Below are 19249 nucleotides of genomic sequence, written 5' to 3' on the forward strand. Positions count from 1 at the left end.
CATGCTCGCCAAGGATATCGCCAATGGGATGGGAAGCGCTCGGACAATGGGGTGAAGACGCAGTTCGCATCGAGCCACTCACTGGTGGATTAGCGAATGACGTGTGGCGCGTTCGCGTATACGGGCAGATTGCGGTCGGTCGTCTCGGCTCCAGGACCGACACCGATCTCGCCTGGGAAACCGCGCTACTCCAACACCTCGACCGTGAAGGTATGACCGTTCCAGTCCCGATCCTGACGACTGGCGGCCGGCTGTTCGCGGACGGTCTGGTCGTGATGAAATACATGGAGGGTGGACCGCCCGAGACTAATTCCGACTGGCGTCGCGTGGCCGATACGCTCCGCGAGCTGCATCGGTTGACACAAGGCTGGCCGCAGCGTCCGGGATGGCGATCGTCGACCGACCTCCTGCATGCTGAAACCGGAACGAGGGTCAACCTTACTGCGATGCCGCCTGACGGCGTTATTCGATGTCGGGCCGCGTGGGCGCGGTTAGTCGGGCGTCAAACATGCGTTGTCCACGGCAACCCCAACAACCCTAGCAACGTCCGGATGACCGCAGACAGGGTCGCATTGATCGACTGGGATGAATCACACGTCGACGTGCCCGACCTTGATCTTGTGTTGCCCGACAACGCTGCAGATCTCGAAGACGGCGCGCTTGAAATTGCCGCGCAAGCTTCAGCCGCATGGGAGGCCGCTGTCTGCTGGCAGGATGAGTACGCAATCAGGCGGTTGGCCGAAGTTCGAGCGAACTGAGCAGTGCTGCGCCAGTGTTGTCAATGCACCACGTAAAATGCTTCCAGCGATGGCCGCCCTCGTCTTGGCGCTGGCGTGGCTCCCGAAGGCGCAACCAGCCTCAGCAAGAGACATTTCCTCGCAGATCACGGCATCGGCGGCACGGGCCAGCCAATCACCATGCGGTCCCCTCTGACGAAGAGTTGATGCGCCGGCCAGGCACGATCGGCGGCAATCGATATCAAAAACTCACTATTATTCAAATAGTTATGGATTCGTCTCGGCAGATTTCGCGCTTGAGATGCAAAGACCACTATTGAGACGCCACACCTATTGTCGCCGACGCCCCGCAGCTGACATATCCTGTGAAACAATCAGTAACCGTTTTCGTGGACGCGGTTTTGCAAGGCGTGGGGCTTCCAGATGACAACGCAGCGTACAGAATCCGAGATCATTTTCAGTGATGATTTCAACGGGAGCGGTCCCGTCAGCTCAAGCAAGTGGGACTACAATCACTGGCGGGCAGACGACAATCCCGCGTTCTATAACGGCACGAACGTCCGCCAGTCCTTGCCCGTCGTGAGCGATGGGGTGATGCGTCTTCGTCTCGACACCTACCACGACGGCAACCGGGACTATCCCCAGTATGCGCCTTCGTTCCTGGGCAACGAAGCCATCTCACTCCAGACGTTCAGCCTCGATAACGGACCTTTGGCCTTCGAGGCGCGGATGAAGTCCGACCAGACGCAGCCGGGCGTTGTCATCGGGTTCTTCACCTTCGCCGGCCCGCGCGCCTCGCATGACGAGATCGATTGGGAGCTGATGTCGAAGCGCTACAACGTGGCGCAGACCAATCCCTACCATAACGAAGACCTGTCGGAAGGCCACCCGAAGGACCACGACCTTCCGGGCGGACAGGGCATTTATCACGACTACCGGATCGAATGGTACAAAGGTGTCGTGATCTGGAAGATCGATGGCACGATTGTGCGAACAGAAACCTCGATCGTTCCGGAAAAGCCGATGAACCTGCACTTCAACATCTGGGGTGCTCCGAGCAACTGGGTCGGCGTCGGCGATCCGTCGCTGACGGCCACGCGCGACCCCAGCCAGAATCGCGTCTTCTACGCGAGCGTCGACAGCGTCCAGGTGGAGCGGCTCGCTCAATCAGCCGGCTCGGTCGATAGCGAAAACCTCGTCGGCACCTCCGCCGGCGAACACCTCTTTGCCGGTGCCGGGCACGATAGCCTGCATGGCGGCGGCGGTGATGACGTCCTCGACGGCGACGCGGGCTACAACGTCGCGACCTATATGGGACGCGCGGAGAATTTCGCCCTCAGCATGGACGCGGCGCAGCGCGCCGTCATCGTCGAGGACCGCAGCGATGCCGAGGGCACTGATGTCGTCGTCAATATGCAGGAACTGCGCTTTGCCGACCAGACCATCGATCTCGTCCCGATGATCAAGGCAGCCAACGCGGACGCCGCCGACATCGGCATGATCATCGATCTCTACACCTCGTATCTCGATCGTGCGCCGGATGCCATGGGGCTCTATTTCTGGACCAGCCTCCTGAGCGACGGCGTGGCGATCGACGATATCGCCGAGCAGTTCTTCACAGCTGCCGAGCCTGGCCGCTTCGCCGGCAAGTCGACGGCCGAGATCGTGGACACCGCCTATCGCGAGATCCTCGGCCGGGCGCCTGACGCCGATGGTTTCGCCTATTGGGTCGATGCAGTCGATAGCGGCCGGCTGAATATCGAGGATATCCCGCTCGCCTTCATCCTGTCCGCACGTTCGGGCACAGCGGGCGCAGACGGCGCGGAACTCATCGAGAAAGCCGAAATTGCCGCCTATTTCGCCCTGGAGAAGGGGCTCAGCAACGCCGAAGGGGCGAAGGCCGTGCTCGATGCGACCGACTTCGCCGCGGCCAAGGCGCTGACCGATCTCTACGCGGCCGACGCCGCAGGAGAGAATGGGCAAGTCGTGGCGAGCATCCTCGGTATCGATGCTGCCGACTACACCTTGGCTGCCTGAGACAACACCGGGCTGCCTGAGACAACACCGGGCTGCCTGAGACATCACGGCAGGCGCGGGACGATTGCGTGCTGCTCGCCACCCGGCGGGCAACACCCCGCGCGGCGCGCGTTGGCATCAAGCCGCTGGCTTTGTGACGCAGATGGCGTAACGGTCTTGCAGAAGCCGGTCGAGCCCACGCAACACCGTCATCCGGCGTGCCTGCGCCCAATGAATATCGTGCATCTTTCGGTCCACGATGGGCGCGGTGAAGCCGGCCTCCTCAAGGAGCGGCACCACCGCTTCCGCGGTCATGCCCTTGGAAAAGAAAAGCTGCGACCGGATGCGCCGATCACGGCTCACAAGGTCTGGATCGTCCATTCCCGTCGTCGGCTTGCCGGTGATTTTGGCCAGCGATGTGCGGAGAAGGCTGACCCATGTCTTCTTGTCCTGGTTCAGATCGACGACCAGCAGCTTCCCGCCGGGCTTCAACAGCGCATACCACTCGGCGAAGGCCGCCCTGGGGTCGACCAGCGTCCAGACGAGGTGGCGCGTGATGATGACATCATAGCTGCCGCGGGCTTCCATGGTGTTCTCGGCGTCACACATGATGAAGCGGATATCGCTGCCGCGCTTCGCCGCCTTGGCGCGCGCCCGGGACAGCATGGCTTCCGACCAGTCGGCGCCCGTAACGGCAAAGCCCAGATCATACATGAGATGCGAGATGACGGCCGTGCCACAGGCCAGGTCCAGCGCGGCACGCCCCTCCCCGCGCCCGAGGTGCCGCAGGATCAGCCGATGCCAGCCGCGCCTTTCCGCCTCGGAGAAAATCTCATGGCCGACGCTCAAGTCAAAGGTTTCGGAACGGATCGACCAATACTCGCGAATTTCGTCGCGCAGCGAGTAATTTGAGCTATGCACGTCCGTCATGGGAAGCAAACTCTTTGGAATTGTTACAAAAGATAGCAATTGACGAGCTCTCGTCTATTTCCTATCGGCGGACCTCATAGCAAATTAATGAGGCGGTCGAAATGGGATTTCTTCATCGTACCGTGGTCGCCGTTGTCGCGCTGGCAGCGCTGACACCAGCCGCCGTCATGGCTCAAGCCTTCACCGTGAAGGACGTCGCGGGACGTGAGGTCCAATTCGACAAGCCGGTTGATCGCGTCATCCTCGGTGAGGGCCGCCTTCTCTATTCCGTCGCGGCCATCGAACCCGATCCCTTCTCGAAGGTGGTGGGATGGCGCAACGACCTCATGCGCAACGACGCCGACAGCTACAATGCCTATGTGGCGAAGTTTCCCAAGGCCAAGGATGTGCCGTTTCTCGGCAATCTGACCGACGGGACGCTGCAGACCGAGACGGTGGTCAACCTGAAGCCCGACGCCATGATCCTGACCATCGGCGACAAAAAGGCGGCCGACGAGGTCAAGCTCGAGGAGATGCTGGGCAAGATCGGCGTGAAGGTCGTCTATGTCGATTTCCGCGAGCATATCCTGAAGAATACGGAGCCAAGCCTCAAGGTCCTCGGGCAGCTCTTCGGCAAGAGCGAGCGTGCGGAAGAGGTTGCCGCCTATTGGCGCAAGGAGCTTGCGCGCGTCACGGATACATTGAAGGCTGCCAATCCCAAGCGCCCGAACGTCTTCATGTATCGCGCAGCCGGTCTTGTCGAATGCTGCGGGACCTTCGGGCCCGACAACTTCGGCCTCATGACGGATCTGGCGGGTGGGCATAATATCGGTTCGGATTTCCTGCCCGGCTATACCGGCTCCATCAATGCCGAGCAGGTGGTCGCCACCAATCCCGATGTCATCGTGGTGACCGGCGCGAATTGGAGCCAGACCCCCAACGCCAAGAACTTCGTCAATGTCGGACCGGGGGCGGATGCGTCGGCGCGGGCAAGCCGGGAAGCGCTTGCGGCGCTGATGAAGGAGCCTGCCTTCAGCGGATCCAAAGCCGTGAAGAACAACGACGTTCACGCGATCTGGCACCAGTTCTATACGAGCCCCTACCAGTTCGTGGCGATCCAGAGGATGGCCAAGTGGTTCCATCCCGAGCTTTTCGCGGATCTTGATCCGGATGCCACGTTCAAGGATTTCCACGCCAAGTTCCTGCCGATCGCCTATCAGCCGGGCTATTGGGTCTCCCTGGACCGCGGCGAGAAATAATGTCGACGCTGCCCGTGGCAGAACCTGTGGTCGGTGTCCGCGAGGGGCGCGGTCAATACCGCGCGCTTGTTCGCAGGAAGCTCGCCATTTTGACGGCCATGGTGCTGGCACTTGGCGTTTCCTTCGCCATTGATCTGGCCTGGGGCCCGGCCCGCTACAGTCTCGCCGACGTCATCCTGGCGGTTTTCAACCCGGACGCCGTCTCGGATTCCGTCCGCACGGTCGTGTGGGACATCCGGATGCCGGTCGCCGTCATGGCGATCGTGGTGGGCGCTTCCCTCTCCGTCGCCGGGGCGCAGATGCAGACCATCCTCGCAAATCCGCTTGCGAGCCCGTTCACCCTGGGTATCTCGGCCGCGGCGAGTTTCGGCGCAGCCTTCGCCATCGTCGTCGGCGTGCCCTTCCTGCCCGTGGTGGCCTCGGGCCTCATCGTGCCGCTGAACGCCTTTCTCATGGCGCTGGTCGCCACGCTGTTCATCCATTTCATTTCCCAGATGCGCGGCGTGTCCGTCCAGACCGTGGTGCTTCTCGGCATCGCGCTCGTCTTCACGTTCAATGCGGCACTGGCCTTCCTGCAATATCTCGCGTCCGAGCAGGCGCTTGCGACCGTCGTGTTCTGGACCATGGGCAGCCTGACCAAGGCGACATGGCCGAAGATCTGGATCACGCTCGCCGTCCTGGTGATTGCACTGCCGCTGTTCGCGCGTAATGCCTGGGCCTTGACGGCCATTCGCCTGGGTGAAGACAAGGCCGCGAGTTTCGGCGTGAATGTGCGGTCCATACGTCTCGAGACCATGCTGATCATCTCGTTCCTCGCGGCCATCCCCGTCAGCTTCGTGGGGACGATCGGCTTCGTCGGGCTGGTCGGCCCGCATATGGCCCGCATGATTTTCGGGGAAGATCAGCGCTTCTTTCTGCCCGGCTCGGTCGTCTCCGGCGCGCTCCTGCTGTCGGTCACGTCGATCGTCAGCAAGTCGATCATCCCCGGGGTGGTCTTCCCGATCGGCATCATCACGGCGCTGGTTGGCGTGCCGTTCTTCTTCTCGCTGATCCTGACCGATGTGAGGCGCTCATGGTGACGCTCCAGCTCGATCAGGTCGGGGCCTATTACGGCAAGACGTTGACGGTCTCGGAGATCAGCACGCCGGTGCTGAAAGGGGGCGAGATCGTCGCCGTCATCGGCCCGAATGCCGCGGGCAAGTCGACATTATTCAAGCGGGTCGCCGGCCTCCTGAAGGGGCCGGGACATATTCGCCTGGAGGGCAGCGCCAAAGGCAAGCGGGCCATCAGCTACATGCCGCAGGACAGTTCGGCGAATGCGGTGTTGACGGTCTATGAATCGATCCTGCTGGCACGGAAGCAGGGCCAGTCGTGGAGCGTCCGTGATGACGACCTCCGCCTGATCGATCACATCATGGAAGCGCTCGACATCCGGGATCTGAGCTTCCGCGATCTCGGCGCGCTGAGCGGGGGGCAGCGCCAGCTCGTGTCCATCGCCCAGACATTGGCGCGCGAGCCCGACGTCATCATCATGGACGAACCGACCAGCGCGCTCGATCTCCACAGGCAGATGGAAGTGCTCGCCTTCATGCGCAAGCAGGCGAAGCAGCGCGGCATGATCGTCATGATCGCGATCCATGACCTCAATCAGGCCCTTCGCTTCGCAGACAAGACGCTGATCATCGCCAAGGGCCGGATGGTCGCCTGTGGCCTCTCCGGCGACATCATCACGGCCGATATGTTGCGGGATGTCTATCGCGTTGAAGCCAGGATCGAGCGCTGTTCCCGCGATCTCAGCCACGTCATCGTCGACGGCAATTTAGCCGTCTGACGCGCGTATGACCGCTGGACGGTTCATCGGGACATAATCGCGAAGCATCTTCGCGCGAACTCGGCCCGAGCCCCTGTTCGATGTCTCGGCCAAGCTTGTCATGACCGGTGCGGTCAGCGCGCTTTGTCGAGGAAGGCACGCACCAGGGCCACGGTCGCGGTTGGGTTCTCTTCCATGATCCAATGGCCGGAGTCTGGAATGACACCCACGGTCACGTCGGTTGCCGCGTCGTGCATTGTGGCGGCCATCGCCGCGCCGAATGACGTCGCGCCGCCGACCGCCAGCACCGGCATGGTGAGTTTGCCGCCGGCCGCCAGATAGGCGCGGTTGTCGATGGCGTCCTGGTCGAAGGCGGCGAATTGGGCGAAGCCTGAATGCATTGCGCCTGGCAAGGCGTAGAGCTTGGCGTAGTGTTCTCGCGACGCTTCCGTAAAGCGGCTCGGAGTCGCCGAGAACTCGTTCCAGAAGCGATCGAGATAGATGCGCTCGCGGCCGGCCACAAGCCGCTCCATGTCGGGCCCGCCGAAACGGAAATGCCAGAGCAAGGGGTTCTTGAGGATCTCCTCCCATGGCCCAACGCCGGGCACCGGGGCATCGATGAGAATGAAGCTCAGGACACGCTGCGGATGCTGCGCCGCGAAAGCGAAGCCGACCATGTTGCCGATGTCATGGGTGACCAGATCGACGCGCTCGATCTTGAGGGCATCGAGCACGCCGGCGACGTCCCCGGCCTGGGTCTTCTTGTCGAAGCCGGAGGCTGGCTTGGACGACAGGCCGAGCCCACGCAGATCAGGCACCACCACCGTATGGTCCCGCGCCAGATCAGCGGCCATCGGCGCCCACATGTCGCCGGTCTCGCCATAGCCGTGCAGGAGGACGACCGCCGGTCCCTGTCCACCGGTGCGAACGTGAATATTCGCGCCATTGGTCGCGATCTCCTGCGTCTTGAAGGACGACGGGAAGTCGGGCACCTGAGCGAGCGCCGGGGTGGTGAGGGCTAGCGCGCCGAGCGCCAAAGCGAATTTCAACATCGCGGATCTCCACCTGTCGGGATGGCGGTCGGTGCGACCGTCGCTGTCAGCCCCGTTGGCAATGGCGAAGGTAGCATTCCTCGGGCGTTCGGATGAGTCACGCATCAGCGAAATTAATGTCCGGACGGTCCGAACGATGCTGAGGCGCGACGCTGTTCATCGCCAATACCGAGATCCAGAGCGGCGGTCTCGCCATCGGCGACATTGGCGTTCAGCCTGAAACCGAATTCATTCACCCGGCCACCGGCGCGGATCGGCCGGGACCCCAATGATGGGAGGCGCCGGAGGCAGACATGTCGACATAAAGTGTTTGGCTTCTCGAAGGGGATAGCGTTAGCAATTTCCTTATCGTGCCTCCGCACCCTTGGAGTGCTGCACATGTGGGACCGCCATCCGGTCAGTTTGTCGTTGATGCATATGCTGCCGGATGTGGCCGAGCTCCAAGGCGTCGCGCTGGCACCGCTCCTGAACCGGGCCGGTATCGGCCAGGACCTCGACGCGAACCGTATCGTTGCGCGCGCGCAGATTTCGACCTTGCTGCAGGAGCTCTCCAGGCGGGCGGGCGCGCCGACGATCGGGCTGGACTTGGCCGCATCGGCCGATCCCAATCGTCTCGGGCTTGCCGGACAGGCGTTCTTCGCTGGCCGGACATTGCGCGAATGCCTGAGCGCTCACCAGCGTCACATTCCAACGCTCCAGGGCGGCGTCCAGATCGCCCTGGAGGAGTGGGACGGCCGGGCCTACTGGCGTCACACCCTGCAGGATAGCGATGCCACTCACGCCGGCGTCCTCAACGAGGGCGTGGCCGCCTTCGTGGTCGCGACGCTGCGGGCCATCTCGGGTGCTGAGGGCGGGAATTTTCATATCAGCCTGCCGCATCGCGCACGCGCGCCGGTTCGCGCCTATGAGGACAAGCTCGGCGTGGCTGTCTCTTTCGGCACCGGCGCCGGTGTCGTCGTCGACTTCGACGCCGCCTGGCCGGACCGCCCCAATCTGGTATTCGGCGGCGTAAAAGCGCCGATCGGCGAGGCGCCGTCCGTGGCGGGCTACTGGCAATGGCGTGACGACGGGGCGCTGATGGCGGCGCTGGAGCGCATCATTTCCGCGGCCGCGCTCGCGGGAACGCTGTCGCTCTTGAATGCCGCCCACAGCCTCGGCCTTTCGCCACGCAGCCTGCAGCGGCGCCTCGCGGCGCTTGGCACATCGTTCGAGACGCAGGTCGACGCCTGGAGACGCGACCATGCGCGCCAGCATCTCGAGGGTTCCGAACTCGCCGTCGGCACCATAGCGCGTCTGCTCGGCTATCGCGACCCCGCACATTTCATCCGCGCCTTCCGCCGCTGGGAGGGACGCGCCCCGCTAGCCTGGCGCCGAGCGGTGATGGCGCGAAATGGCAATTGAGTGACGGCCCCCCGTTTGGTTAAGGCTCAACGTGCCGCGATCCTGTGAGTACCCTCATGAACGACGCCCCCAAGAATAATACCTCCCCAGCGCCGCACCGGCGCGACGTGCTGACCGGCGGTGCGGGTTTCCTTGCGGCCATCGCCGGCCTGTCCACGCTGGCCTCCGGCGCCAGAGCCGCCGAGGCGCCCCGGCCGCACATCCTCTATATCGTCGCCGACGACCTGGGTTTCGCGGATGTCGGCTTCCATGGCTCCGACATCAAAACGCCCAATCTCGACAGGCTCGCCGCACAGGGCGCGAAGCTCGGCCAATTCTATACCCAGCCGATGTGCACGCCGACCCGGGCGGCCCTGCTGACAGGCCGGTATCCGCTGCGCTACGGATTGCAGACCGGCGTGATTCCGTCTGGCGCGAGCTACGGCCTCGCGACCGACGAATACCTTCTGCCGCAAGCGCTGAAGGAGGCAGGTTATCGCACCGCCCTGGTGGGCAAATGGCACCTTGGCCACGCCGACACGAAATACTGGCCGCGCCAGCGTGGCTTCGACTCGTTCTACGGTCCGCTCGTCGGCGAGATCGACCACTTCAAGCACGAGGCGCATGGCGTCACGGATTGGTATCGCGACAACGAACTGGTGAAGGAAGAGGGCTACGACACCACGCTTCTCGGCACCGAGGCCGCGCGTCTCTTGGAGAACCATGATCCGGCCACACCGTTGTTCCTCTATCTCGCCTTCACAGCGCCGCATACGCCCTATCAGGCGCCGCAGCCCTACCTCGACCTCTATGCGCATATCCAGGACCCGGCACGCCGGGCCTATGCGGCCATGATCACGGCCATGGATGACGAGATCGGCAAGGTGCTTGCCGTGCTCGACGCGCGCGGCCTGCGTGACAACACGCTGATCATCTTCCATTCCGACAACGGCGGCACGCGCAACAAGATGTTCGCCGGCGAGGGCGCCGTTACAGGCGAGTTGCCACCCAACAACACGCCCTATCGCGATGGCAAGGGCACGCTCTATGAAGGCGGCACGCGCGTCGTCGCGCTCGCCAACTGGCCGGGCCATATCAAGCCCGGCACGGCGGAGGGTGTCATGCATGTAGTCGACATGCTGCCGACGCTGGCAAAGCTGACTGGCGCGCGGCTCGATCGTTCAAAGCCGTTGGACGGCCGCGATGCATGGCCGGCGCTCGCTCTCGGAAAGGCCGGACGGGACGAGATGGTCTATAATGTCGAACCCACGCAGGGCGCCATTCGCGACGGCCAATGGAAACTGGTCTGGCAGGTCGTGTTGCCGCCTAAAATTGAGTTGTTCGATCTCGCGGCGGACCCATCAGAGACCACCGATCTCTCGGCGCGGCATCCGGAGAAGGTCTCTGAGCTGCAGGGCAAAGTGGTCGAGCTCGCTCGCACCATGGCGCCGCCGCTCTTCTACGCTGCTGCTCTGAAATCGACGCTGTCCGCCCCGCTGTCCACCCCTGGTGCTGCCCTCTACGAAATGGGGCTGGAGGACGACTGACGCGGAACTGCTTTGGTCGCGCGCGGAGATGGTGGGAAGGATCCGCCCCTGCGCGATTTCGGCTCTGCGGCCCTTCAACGGGCTGATTTCAGCTTCCGCGGCGCGCTGGAGTCTATCCGTTGAACTCCGGTTCACCGGATAGCCTCCGGGTCTTTGTTTCTACGCATTGTCTTCACGCGAACCGGTGTCCACTTCGCTCGAAAATGCTCCATTTGCGCAGATTCGCGCCGACGCGACTGCAGGCCTTTTTTTACGTGAAGGCGGTCGATACAAAACTTCACAAGCTGAAACTTGTCTGTAACGAGATGGGCACTTTCTGGCCGCAATTTCCAGCGGAAATGCCTGTGCTCGCTTGCCAAGCTAGCAACCCCACCGTGGCGTATCACTCCCCCCGAGACGTCCACGGTGGGGTCCCCGCGAAGCCAAGATCATGAATCCGCCTTGCCGGGGGCTTGGCGGAGCCCCCGATCACCTCGGTTACTCCTGTGGGTGGTCGGGGGCGCGAGGCTCACGCGTGACCGCCTGATCCCGAACGAAAAAGTCGGATTGTTACAAATTGAAACACGGCGAAACGAATTGGCCATTGATCAATATTTGCTGCGCCATAATATTGGTCGCTCTTGCTGAACACTGTGAGCGTTCGAACTTATATGAGAAAAGATGAGGCTACATCGATCTGCCCGGAGTACATCGATCCATCCGTATCGATGCAGCAAATCGAACGTTACGTCCGACACTCGAGATTTGACTCACTGAAATCAGATTCAGACGATCATATCGTGAAGCAAATGCTTCAAATCGAAAGCCGCCTTGACCAACTGAATTCTGAAATCAGTTTCATTTTATTTTTCTCCAGTGCAACATTGGCCATCATGATCGCTATGATCATCGTCAAAGCTATGGATTAAAGCCATCAGAGCGGCGATGCCGATCCCGGGGCCGAACAAGGACCCAGGGCCGGACAGTCTTTGCAGAGCAATGCACGGACGCATGCGCCCGTCGCCGGGCAGACCCTGCACTGCGCCCGCACCTCCGGTGCCGAGCCCAGAACAAATCCGACTTGGATGGAATCGTTTGACGCCATCCAAGCCATTGACTTGGATCGCTATTCCTGCGCGCAGCAAGTCTATAACAGACGGACTTGCCTGTCGGTTATGAAGCTGAGCAAGTCCGCAACAGACGGACTTGCCTGTCCGTTATGAAGCTGAGCAAGTCCGCAACAGACGGACTTGCTCTAGGCCGCCTTGGCGTTGAGAGACTTTTCGGCGAGCCTCGTGAGCAGCTTGTCCGTTTTGATCTCCTCCTGGAGGGTCTGGTCGAGGAGCCTTGCGGCGTCCTTCATGCCGAGCTGGGTTGCCCAGGTCTTGAGGGTGCCATAACGCGCGATCTCGTAATGCTCCACCGCTTGAGCAGAGGCCGTGAGCCCGGCGTCGAGCGCTGACGTCCCGGCGAAATCCTCCATTACTTCCTTGCCCTCCTCGACGAGGCCAAGGATAGCGTCGCATGTCTTGCCGCGCGCTGGCTTGTCCATCATCTCGAAAACTTGCTGCAAGCGATCGACATGCGTCTCGGTTTCGTCGCGGTGGGCCAGAAAGGCCTGCTTCAATTCCTCGGATCCTGCCCCGCGCGCCATTTTGGGGAGGGCTCTCAGGATCTGCTTTTCGGCGTATAGGATATCCTTCAGCGTCTCGTGGAAGAGCGTCTCAAGATTCTGTTCCTTGGCCATAGCCATCTCCGTGAATGTGGGGACGGCTGATTAACGAAAGCGACAGCCAGCGGTTCCCTCCAAACTGCGCGCTCTCCCCGATGCATGCCGCAGCGGCGGATGCGGCGAGATTAGAGAAGCTGATCCACACCGATAAACGGCGTCCTTGCTCTTGCATTCGCAAGAACGGACTATCTTCATGTCCACAGCGCTCCGGATGTCATCCACCATACTCAAGCTAACGCTTCAGGATCCGGGGGACCGGGCGGTTTCCATAAAGGCGTCATGTCCTCGGATACAACACAGAGACTGTTTGGTGTCTCGCCGCGCGGCATGGACGATAACGTGATATGCACGCCGAACCCGCCATGACCTGCATGAGCTGCGATCGTTATGTCGGCCCGCGCCTTCCGAAGTGCGGGTCGTTTCCCTTGTACCAATCGCTTGGTTCTGGGAAGATTTGTGTTCGACTCAATTCGCTAGGATGCCAGTCTCGAAGATGAAATCAACGCGTCGCAAGGCCGCCCGTAATGGAGCTCCACTGCGTCAGGTGGCGGCCTTACCGTTTCGTGTGACCGAGACCGGTGCGGTCGAGGTGCTTGTGCTCACCACGCGCGAAACGCGGCGTTTCACTGTGCCCAAAGGCTGGATCGATCGCCGTCGGAAAGCCTGGAAATCGGCCGCGCAGGAGGCCCAGGAGGAGGCCGGCGTCGCTGGCAGGGTGAAGCACAAGCCAATTGGAACCTACACCTACTGGAAGCGGTTGGCGGATCACTTCGCGCTCGTCGAGGTCGATGTCTATCCGCTGAAGGTCGAAAAATTCCTCAAGCGTTGGCCGGAGAGGCGCGAACGATTTCGCAGATGGCTACCGGCCAGGGATGCCGCCCTTCTTATTGATGAACCGCAGTTGCATCACCTTGTCGAAGCATTTGGCAAGGGTACCGCAAATGCGCTCATCGCGGGTGGAGTGCAACGTCCTCGGCTACCCAATGCGGTCGACAGGTCATTTGAGACTGAAGACGCAGAGCCCCAGAGTTGAAAGGGTGATCGCACATCGCCTGGCGGAATGGTCGCAATGCCGTTCCTGCTAGAGCGCGTTTCGATCTGATTGCATCAGATCGGCGCTCTACCCTCTTTTATTTCAAGCATAATCTTATCGATCCTCGTTTCACTCCGGTCGGATTATGCTCTAGATGTCGTTTCCAAGAAGGTTGTTCAGCCTTGTCCATGGCGCAAGGCCGTTGTGGGCTGAGTGGGGCCTGACGAGGTTGTAGTCGTCGAGCCAGGTCGGCATGGCTTCGGTTCTCTCGCGCGACGAGGCGTAAGGTGCGGCGTAAGCCCATTCCCGCAAGGTCGTTTGGATAAAGCGTTCGGCCTTTCCATTTGTGCGAGGCGTGTAGGGTCTCGTTCGGATGTGGCGGACGCCTCGGTTGGCGAGGAACCGTCGGAAAACATGGCTCTTATAGGCGCTGCCGTTGTCGCTCATGAGCCTCGCCACAGTGACGCCGTGGCGCGCGAACCAGGACAGAGCCCGGTCAGTGAAAGCGCAGACAGCGTCTGTTTTCTCATCGGCCAGGATTTCCGTGTAGGCCAATCGTGAGGCATCATCGATTGCGACGTGGAGAACTTCCCATCCGGTGCCTCGCTTGCTGCTCTGGCCCCTCCTGTCACCGGTCATCCGATGGCCGATCCCATCGATGCGGCCCAGCTTCTTCGTGTCGACATGGATCAGATCGCCCGGCCGTTCGCGTTCGTAGCGGTTGGCTGGGAGCTTGGACTCCAATGCTGTCAAACGCCCGAGGCCAATCCGGCGCAGGATGAGGCCCACGGTCGCGCGCGGCATGCCCAGACGCCGCGCAATGGCCGGCCCGGTGAGGCGCTGACGACGCAGTTCCTCGATGGTGGCCACCGTTCCGATGGGAGTGCTGCTGGGCCGCCGCGCGGGCGCCGAGCTCCTGTCGTGCAGCATCCGCTCGCCGCCCGCCCGGAACCGCGCAAGCCACTTGAACCCTGTTCGCACGGAGACGCCCGCTGCCTCAGACGCGGCTACCACTGTCCAATCTTCTTCCACGACACGCCGCACGAGAAGGACTCGACCATGCATCGTCAGGCGCGCATTCTTATGAACGTTCATCCGGGTGCTCCGGTTAGGGTTGGTGCTTCGCAACCCCAGCCTCACATCCCGGCCCCGGATGAACAACCTTCATAGCTTCGACATCTAGAGCATGCTGACTTTATACGGAACCGTGGTGTCATTCCGGGGCGGGCCGAAAGGCCCGAGCCCGGAACCCATGAACACCATGGTCTACCAGAGAGGCACAGTCCGATGCGTCTTTTCTCGGGCCGCGTGTTCATGGATCCCGGGCTCATTGCTGCGCAACGCCCCGGGATGACCGTGGGATTCCATCCAAATACAGCATGCTCTGGCGGTGCCGTGCATGATCTTGCGGGTGGAGCGGACTCTCGCGCGGCTCGTCAGCAGGCGCGGTCTTGTCTGTTCTCAACGTGGCGTCATGGCGGCGGTGTGTAGGGCACTCTTGCCGCGAATAGGGCTTTGTTCACCGGCGATGACGGGAGATGGCGCGCTCGGGTGACAAGGCTCGCCTGGCCTTCGGATCTTGCTGTGCCGGCGTATCGGGGAATATCGCGGTTCCGGCCGTAGACCGTCAGCGAGCCGCAGCGACAGCCTTGGGCTTCCTGCGGGCTTTCACGGGGGGCGCAACCGTCGGCTCGCGCGCTTCCTGCTCCAACCTGGCAGCCCTCAGCCGGGCGGTCTTGGCATCGCGCGACGCCTCTTCCTGTCCAAGGATATCCCGCGCTGCCTTTGAGGTTGTTTCATGCCGTGCTTCAGTACGAGACAGTGCCAATTTGGAGCTGCGAAGCTCAGGCGTCGAGCGCATCAGAGTTCTTCCTTCCAGAGGAAGGAGGTCGGGCTTGCCCGACCTCCAAAAGCAACCACAGCAGCGTAGCGGGCGGATCGGGCCTTAGACGGCCTGAAGATTCTCGGCCGCCACCTTGCCCCTGCGATCGTCCTTGACGGCGTCGAAGCTGATCTTCTGCCCTTCCGCAAGCGTGCGCATTCCAGCGCGCTCAAGCGCTGTAATATGCACGAATACGTCCGGTCCGCCGTTATCGGGCTGGATAAAACCGAAACCTTTATCGACGTTGAAGAATTTTACGGTACCAACAGTCATGGCGAGCTCCTTGTCGCATGCATAAAGGTACGCGCAGACCGTCTGTCTGCGCGCTAGTTGCATCGATTTTGTTGAGAAGATCGCCGGAAGCGCCGTTGGCGCAAAAAACAAAGTTCGGCAGCAAGATCGATAATTCAGTTTAACACCGAAAAGATCATAACACCAGCGAAAGCTGCGCCATGCCGCGCAAGCCGGTTTCCCCGGTCGGTGCCCCTCCTGGCCTGCGCGCAGATGGTCCGGCCCGCTGTGGCTAAGCCATATAGGCCGCGGTTGGCCAGACCTTGCGCATGACCGCCTTCTCGATCTCCAGCACGATCATCGTGAGTACACCGAGAGCGACGATCAACAGACCGTCGACGAGGGAGATGGGCGCGCTACCGAACAGATCGTTCATGAAGGGCGCATAGGTGAATGCGATCTGCGCCACGACTGCGACGCCGATCGCGCCGAGTACGGCAGGTGTTCCCACCGCGCCGATCAGGCTGAAAGACGTCATGTGCAGGTAGCGAACATTGAAGAGATAGAAAATTTCCATCACGACAACCGCGTTGACAACCGCGGTGCGGGCCTCACCCTGCGTGTATCCGCGCCAGAGGGCGAGATAAAACGCGCCGAACACACCCAGCATGAAGAGGAAGGAGACGAAGACAATCCGCCAGACGAGGAAGCGCGACAGGAGCGGGGCACCGCGCCTGCGCGGCGGACGCCGCATCACGTTCGGCTCGGAAGGCTCGAACGCAAGCGCCAGTCCGAGCGTCACGGTCGTAATCAAGTTGATCCAGAGAATCTGCACAGGCGTCATCGGCAAGGTCAAGCCGAAGACGATCGCGAGCACGACACTGAGCGTCTCGCCGCCGTTGGTGGGAAGCGTCCAACCGATGACCTTGCGGATATTGTCGTAGACGGTGCGGCCTTCATGAACGGCCGCGACGATCGAGGCAAAATTGTCGTCGAGAAGCACCATCTGCGCCGCCTCCTTGGCGGCCTCCGTGCCCTTGCGGCCCATGGCGACGCCGACATCCGACTGCTTCAGCGCCGGGGCGTCGTTGACGCCGTCGCCCGTCATCGCGACGATATGCCCATTCGCCTGGAGCGCGCGCACGATCCGGAGCTTGTGCTCCGGGGTCGTCCGGGCGAACACGCTGACCTCATCCACGACAGCACGCAGTTCCGCATCTGTGAGCCTGTCGAGCGCCGCCCCCTCGATAGCCTTGGGGTCGTTGGCAATGGCGAGCTGGCGGGCGATGGCCCTCGCGGTGCCATTGTGATCACCGGTGATCATCTTGACGCCGATGCCGGCCGCCCGGCATTCCGCCACGGCGGCTATGGCCTCCTCGCGCGGTGGATCGATGAAGCCGACCACGCCAAGGAAGGTCAGCCCGGATGTGACGGTTGCGAAGGCCATTCGGTCGACCCCCGCATCCGGGACCATCGTCGCGAAGCCGAGAACGCGCTCGCCGCCAGCCGCGGCGGCATCAATCCGCTGCTGCCAGTAGGCGTGGTCGATCGGACGCGTCGCGCCCGGGCCTGCCTGGTCGATGCACATTGCCAGCACGCGCTCGGGTGCACCCTTGACGAACACACGGCGTTCGCTGCCCGGTCCCTCGTGGAGGGTCGCCATGAAACGGTGCTGCGCATCGAAGGGGATCTCGTCCAGCCTCGCCCACGCCTCACGCTCGGTCTCGGGATGAAGCCCGGCCTTGGCGGCGAGCGTCACGAGGGCGCCCTCCATCGGATCGCCGAGGACCGACCATTGGCCGTCCTCATCAACGAGGCGGGCGTCGTTGCAGAGCAACGCTGCCTGGATCAGCCGGTCACGGGCACCGTCAGGCTCAGCCGCCCCGCCATCCTCGGCCACAAGCTTGCCCTCCGGCGCATAACCGGCCCCCGACAGTCCCGTCACCCCTTGCGCCGTCGCCACGCGGCGGGCCGTCATCTGGTTCTTGGTCAGCGTGCCGGTCTTGTCGGAACAGATCACGGAGGTCGCGCCCAGCGTCTCAACGGCCGGTAGACGGCGGACCACGGCGCGGCGCGCCGCCATCCTGCGGACGCCGATCGCCAGCGTTATGGTGATCACAGCTGGCAGTCCCTCGGGCACCACGCCGACGGCCAGCGCGACGACCACCATCAATGCGTCGACCCAATCATAACTCCTGGCAAGGACGGCAAAGACGAACAACGCAGCCGCAGTCGCGACGGCAAACCACGTGAACTGCCGGCTGAATTCGTTGATCTGCCGCAGGAGGGGCGTCGTCAGCATCTCAACCTTGCCGATCAGATCAGAGATCCGGCCGATTTCCGTGCTTGCACCCGTCGCCGTGGCAACGCCGTATCCCTGGCCGGTCGCGACCAGCGTACCCGAATAGAGCATCGAGAACCGATCACCGAGCGGCGCGTTCTCCGCAGCGACGCCTTCGCTCTTCTCGGCCGGAACGGATTCGCCGGTCAGGATGGCCTCATCCACAGTCAGCCCACGGGCGCGCAACAGCTTGATATCGGCTGGCACCTTGTCGCCGGCTTCGAGGACGACGATGTCTCCCGGGACGATATTCCTTGCGTCGATCGTGTGCCGTTCGCCCTCGCGCAGGACGGTCGCATGAGGCGCGATCATGTCGCGGATCGCATCCAGCGCCTGTTCGGCACGGCCTTCCTGGACGAATCCGACCACCGCATTGACCAGCACGACGATCACGATCACCGCACCGTCGACAAGATGCCCCAGAACGATGGCGGCCGTCGCTGCGCAGAGCAGGACATAGATCAGGGCATTGTTGAACTGCGCGAGGAAACGAAGAAACGGCCGGGTCCGTGCTGCTGCTGGTAGCTGATTCGGTCCGTAGATTCCCAAGCGGCGCCCAGCTTCCTGATGATCGAGGCCGTCGGTGCCGGTCTCAAATGCAATGCAGGTCTCTGCAGCCGTTCTTGCGTGCCAGGCGCCAGATCGTGTGTTGTTGGGCCTCGTGTCATGGGCGCGTGTTACATTCACCGTTTTCGCCGCCATGACACCTCTCTGTCCGTTGCTCACCTCTCTGTCCGTTGCCCACCTCTCTGTCCGTTGCCCGGTCCTTTCGGCGCATGAGCGAGTCGGTGGCGGCGGGCCCCCCTCGCAGCGCGGGACAGCACCACCGGATTGCCGCGGCCACGACCACCTACACCTGCGAAGCGCGCCCTCGCCTTCCCCACGCGACGGGAGAAGAGGCGGTCTCCGCCTTCCAATGAATATGCGGCCCATGCGGACAGCGAGGCTGGCGCAAGTCTGCAACTCATCTAAAGGCAATCGGGTCGACGACCCAATTAAGCTATCTATAGCTGCAACAATCATCAACAAGCGTTGACTGAGATCAAGCCGGTTGCGTCGACATTGACCCCACAGCGAGCCTGATGCCCCACCGCGGCGCGAAGCGGCGGTCTCGGCCAGCGTCACGGCAGGCGGAGCGCACGTCGAAGCCCACGCGCGGCGGCGATGCGACACGCGACAGATTCGATCAGCCAAGAGTGATGAGGGCGCCACGAACAAAAGGCGAGCGACAGAAGCCTGACCAGCAGAACCTGGCCATAGGCCGCGCTTCACAAGGCATCTCGCGCGCAAGCGCGCCGCGGCACTCTTCCCGTCAAACGGGCGCGCCGCGAAACCATCCAG

14 protein-coding genes are annotated in these 19249 nt (G+C 62.3%); 8 read left to right on the plus strand and 6 right to left on the minus strand.

Features of this window, described 5'->3' with window-relative positions:
- Positions 1–23 precede the first annotated feature (23 nt).
- Together C7450_RS19465 and C7450_RS19470 are read left to right on the plus strand one after the other, a co-directional pair.
- Entirely contained in the window at positions 24–758 is a 735-nt protein-coding gene (locus C7450_RS19465; RefSeq protein WP_110376116.1) for a phosphotransferase, read from the plus strand.
- Between the two features lie 402 nt (positions 759–1160).
- The gene (locus C7450_RS19470) at positions 1161–2774 is read left to right on the plus strand and encodes a family 16 glycosylhydrolase (protein WP_110376117.1); all 1614 of its coding nucleotides are present in this window, start codon (positions 1161–1163) and stop codon (positions 2772–2774) included.
- 117 nt (positions 2775–2891) lie between these two features.
- On the opposite strand, the gene C7450_RS19475 is transcribed toward C7450_RS19470, so the two are convergent.
- On the minus strand, positions 2892–3683 hold the full coding sequence (locus tag C7450_RS19475) for a class I SAM-dependent methyltransferase (RefSeq protein WP_110376118.1): 792 nt from the start codon (positions 3681–3683) through the stop codon (positions 2892–2894).
- Positions 3684–3784: 101 nt separating this feature from the next.
- Here C7450_RS19475 and C7450_RS19480 point away from each other — a divergent pair, with 101 nt between their 5' ends.
- From C7450_RS19480 to C7450_RS19490, 3 genes are read left to right on the plus strand one after another with little or no spacing between them, the layout of a single operon-like run.
- Positions 3785–4921: an ABC transporter substrate-binding protein gene (locus tag C7450_RS19480; protein ID WP_245449952.1), complete on the plus strand. Its 1137-nt coding sequence runs from the start codon at positions 3785–3787 to the stop codon at positions 4919–4921.
- Complete coding sequence (locus C7450_RS19485; RefSeq protein WP_110376119.1) at positions 4921–6000, plus strand: FecCD family ABC transporter permease; 1080 nt, start codon at positions 4921–4923, stop codon at positions 5998–6000. The genes C7450_RS19480 and C7450_RS19485 overlap by 1 nt, the downstream gene beginning before the upstream one ends.
- Entirely contained in the window at positions 5994–6752 is a 759-nt protein-coding gene (locus C7450_RS19490; RefSeq protein ID WP_110376120.1) for an ABC transporter ATP-binding protein, read from the plus strand. The genes C7450_RS19485 and C7450_RS19490 overlap by 7 nt, the downstream gene beginning before the upstream one ends.
- Positions 6753–6865: 113 nt before the next feature.
- Here the strand turns inward: C7450_RS19490 and C7450_RS19495 are convergent, their stop codons facing one another.
- On the minus strand, positions 6866–7783 hold the full coding sequence (locus tag C7450_RS19495; protein ID WP_110376121.1) for an alpha/beta fold hydrolase: 918 nt from the start codon (positions 7781–7783) through the stop codon (positions 6866–6868).
- A gap of 378 nt (positions 7784–8161) precedes the next feature.
- Here C7450_RS19495 and C7450_RS19500 point away from each other — a divergent pair, with 378 nt between their 5' ends.
- Together C7450_RS19500 and C7450_RS19505 are read left to right on the plus strand one after the other, a co-directional pair.
- A complete protein-coding gene (locus C7450_RS19500) occupies positions 8162–9184 on the plus strand; it encodes an AraC family transcriptional regulator (protein ID WP_110376122.1) in 1023 nt (340 codons plus the stop codon).
- Between the two features lie 56 nt (positions 9185–9240).
- A complete protein-coding gene (locus C7450_RS19505) occupies positions 9241–10710 on the plus strand; it encodes an arylsulfatase B (RefSeq protein WP_110376123.1) in 1470 nt (489 codons plus the stop codon).
- 1234 nt (positions 10711–11944) lie between these two features.
- On the opposite strand, the gene C7450_RS19515 is transcribed toward C7450_RS19505, so the two are convergent.
- Positions 11945–12436 (minus strand): YciE/YciF ferroxidase family protein, encoded by a 492-nt coding sequence (locus C7450_RS19515; protein WP_110376125.1) that lies wholly within the window; start codon positions 12434–12436, stop codon positions 11945–11947.
- Between the two features lie 478 nt (positions 12437–12914).
- Between C7450_RS19515 and C7450_RS19520 the strand changes: the two genes are divergently transcribed.
- On the plus strand, positions 12915–13454 hold the full coding sequence (locus tag C7450_RS19520) for an NUDIX hydrolase (RefSeq protein ID WP_210206487.1): 540 nt from the start codon (positions 12915–12917) through the stop codon (positions 13452–13454).
- 150 nt (positions 13455–13604) lie between these two features.
- Here C7450_RS19520 and C7450_RS19525 read toward each other — a convergent pair whose 3' ends face one another.
- From C7450_RS19525 to C7450_RS19540, 3 genes are all read right to left on the minus strand, one after another.
- Positions 13605–14549: an IS481 family transposase gene (locus C7450_RS19525; protein ID WP_110376126.1), complete on the minus strand. Its 945-nt coding sequence runs from the start codon at positions 14547–14549 to the stop codon at positions 13605–13607.
- Positions 14550–15399: 850 nt separating this feature from the next.
- Positions 15400–15609: a cold-shock protein gene (locus C7450_RS19535; RefSeq protein WP_110376364.1), complete on the minus strand. Its 210-nt coding sequence runs from the start codon at positions 15607–15609 to the stop codon at positions 15400–15402.
- Between the two features lie 250 nt (positions 15610–15859).
- Positions 15860–18610, minus strand: coding sequence for a cation-transporting P-type ATPase (locus tag C7450_RS19540; RefSeq protein WP_110376128.1), 2751 nt, complete (start codon positions 18608–18610; stop codon positions 15860–15862).
- Between the last annotated feature and the right edge of the window lie 639 nt (positions 18611–19249).

The sequence above is a fragment of the Chelatococcus asaccharovorans genome (assembly GCF_003201475.1).
In the GTDB taxonomy this organism is placed as follows: Bacteria; Pseudomonadota; Alphaproteobacteria; order Rhizobiales; family Beijerinckiaceae; genus Chelatococcus; species Chelatococcus asaccharovorans.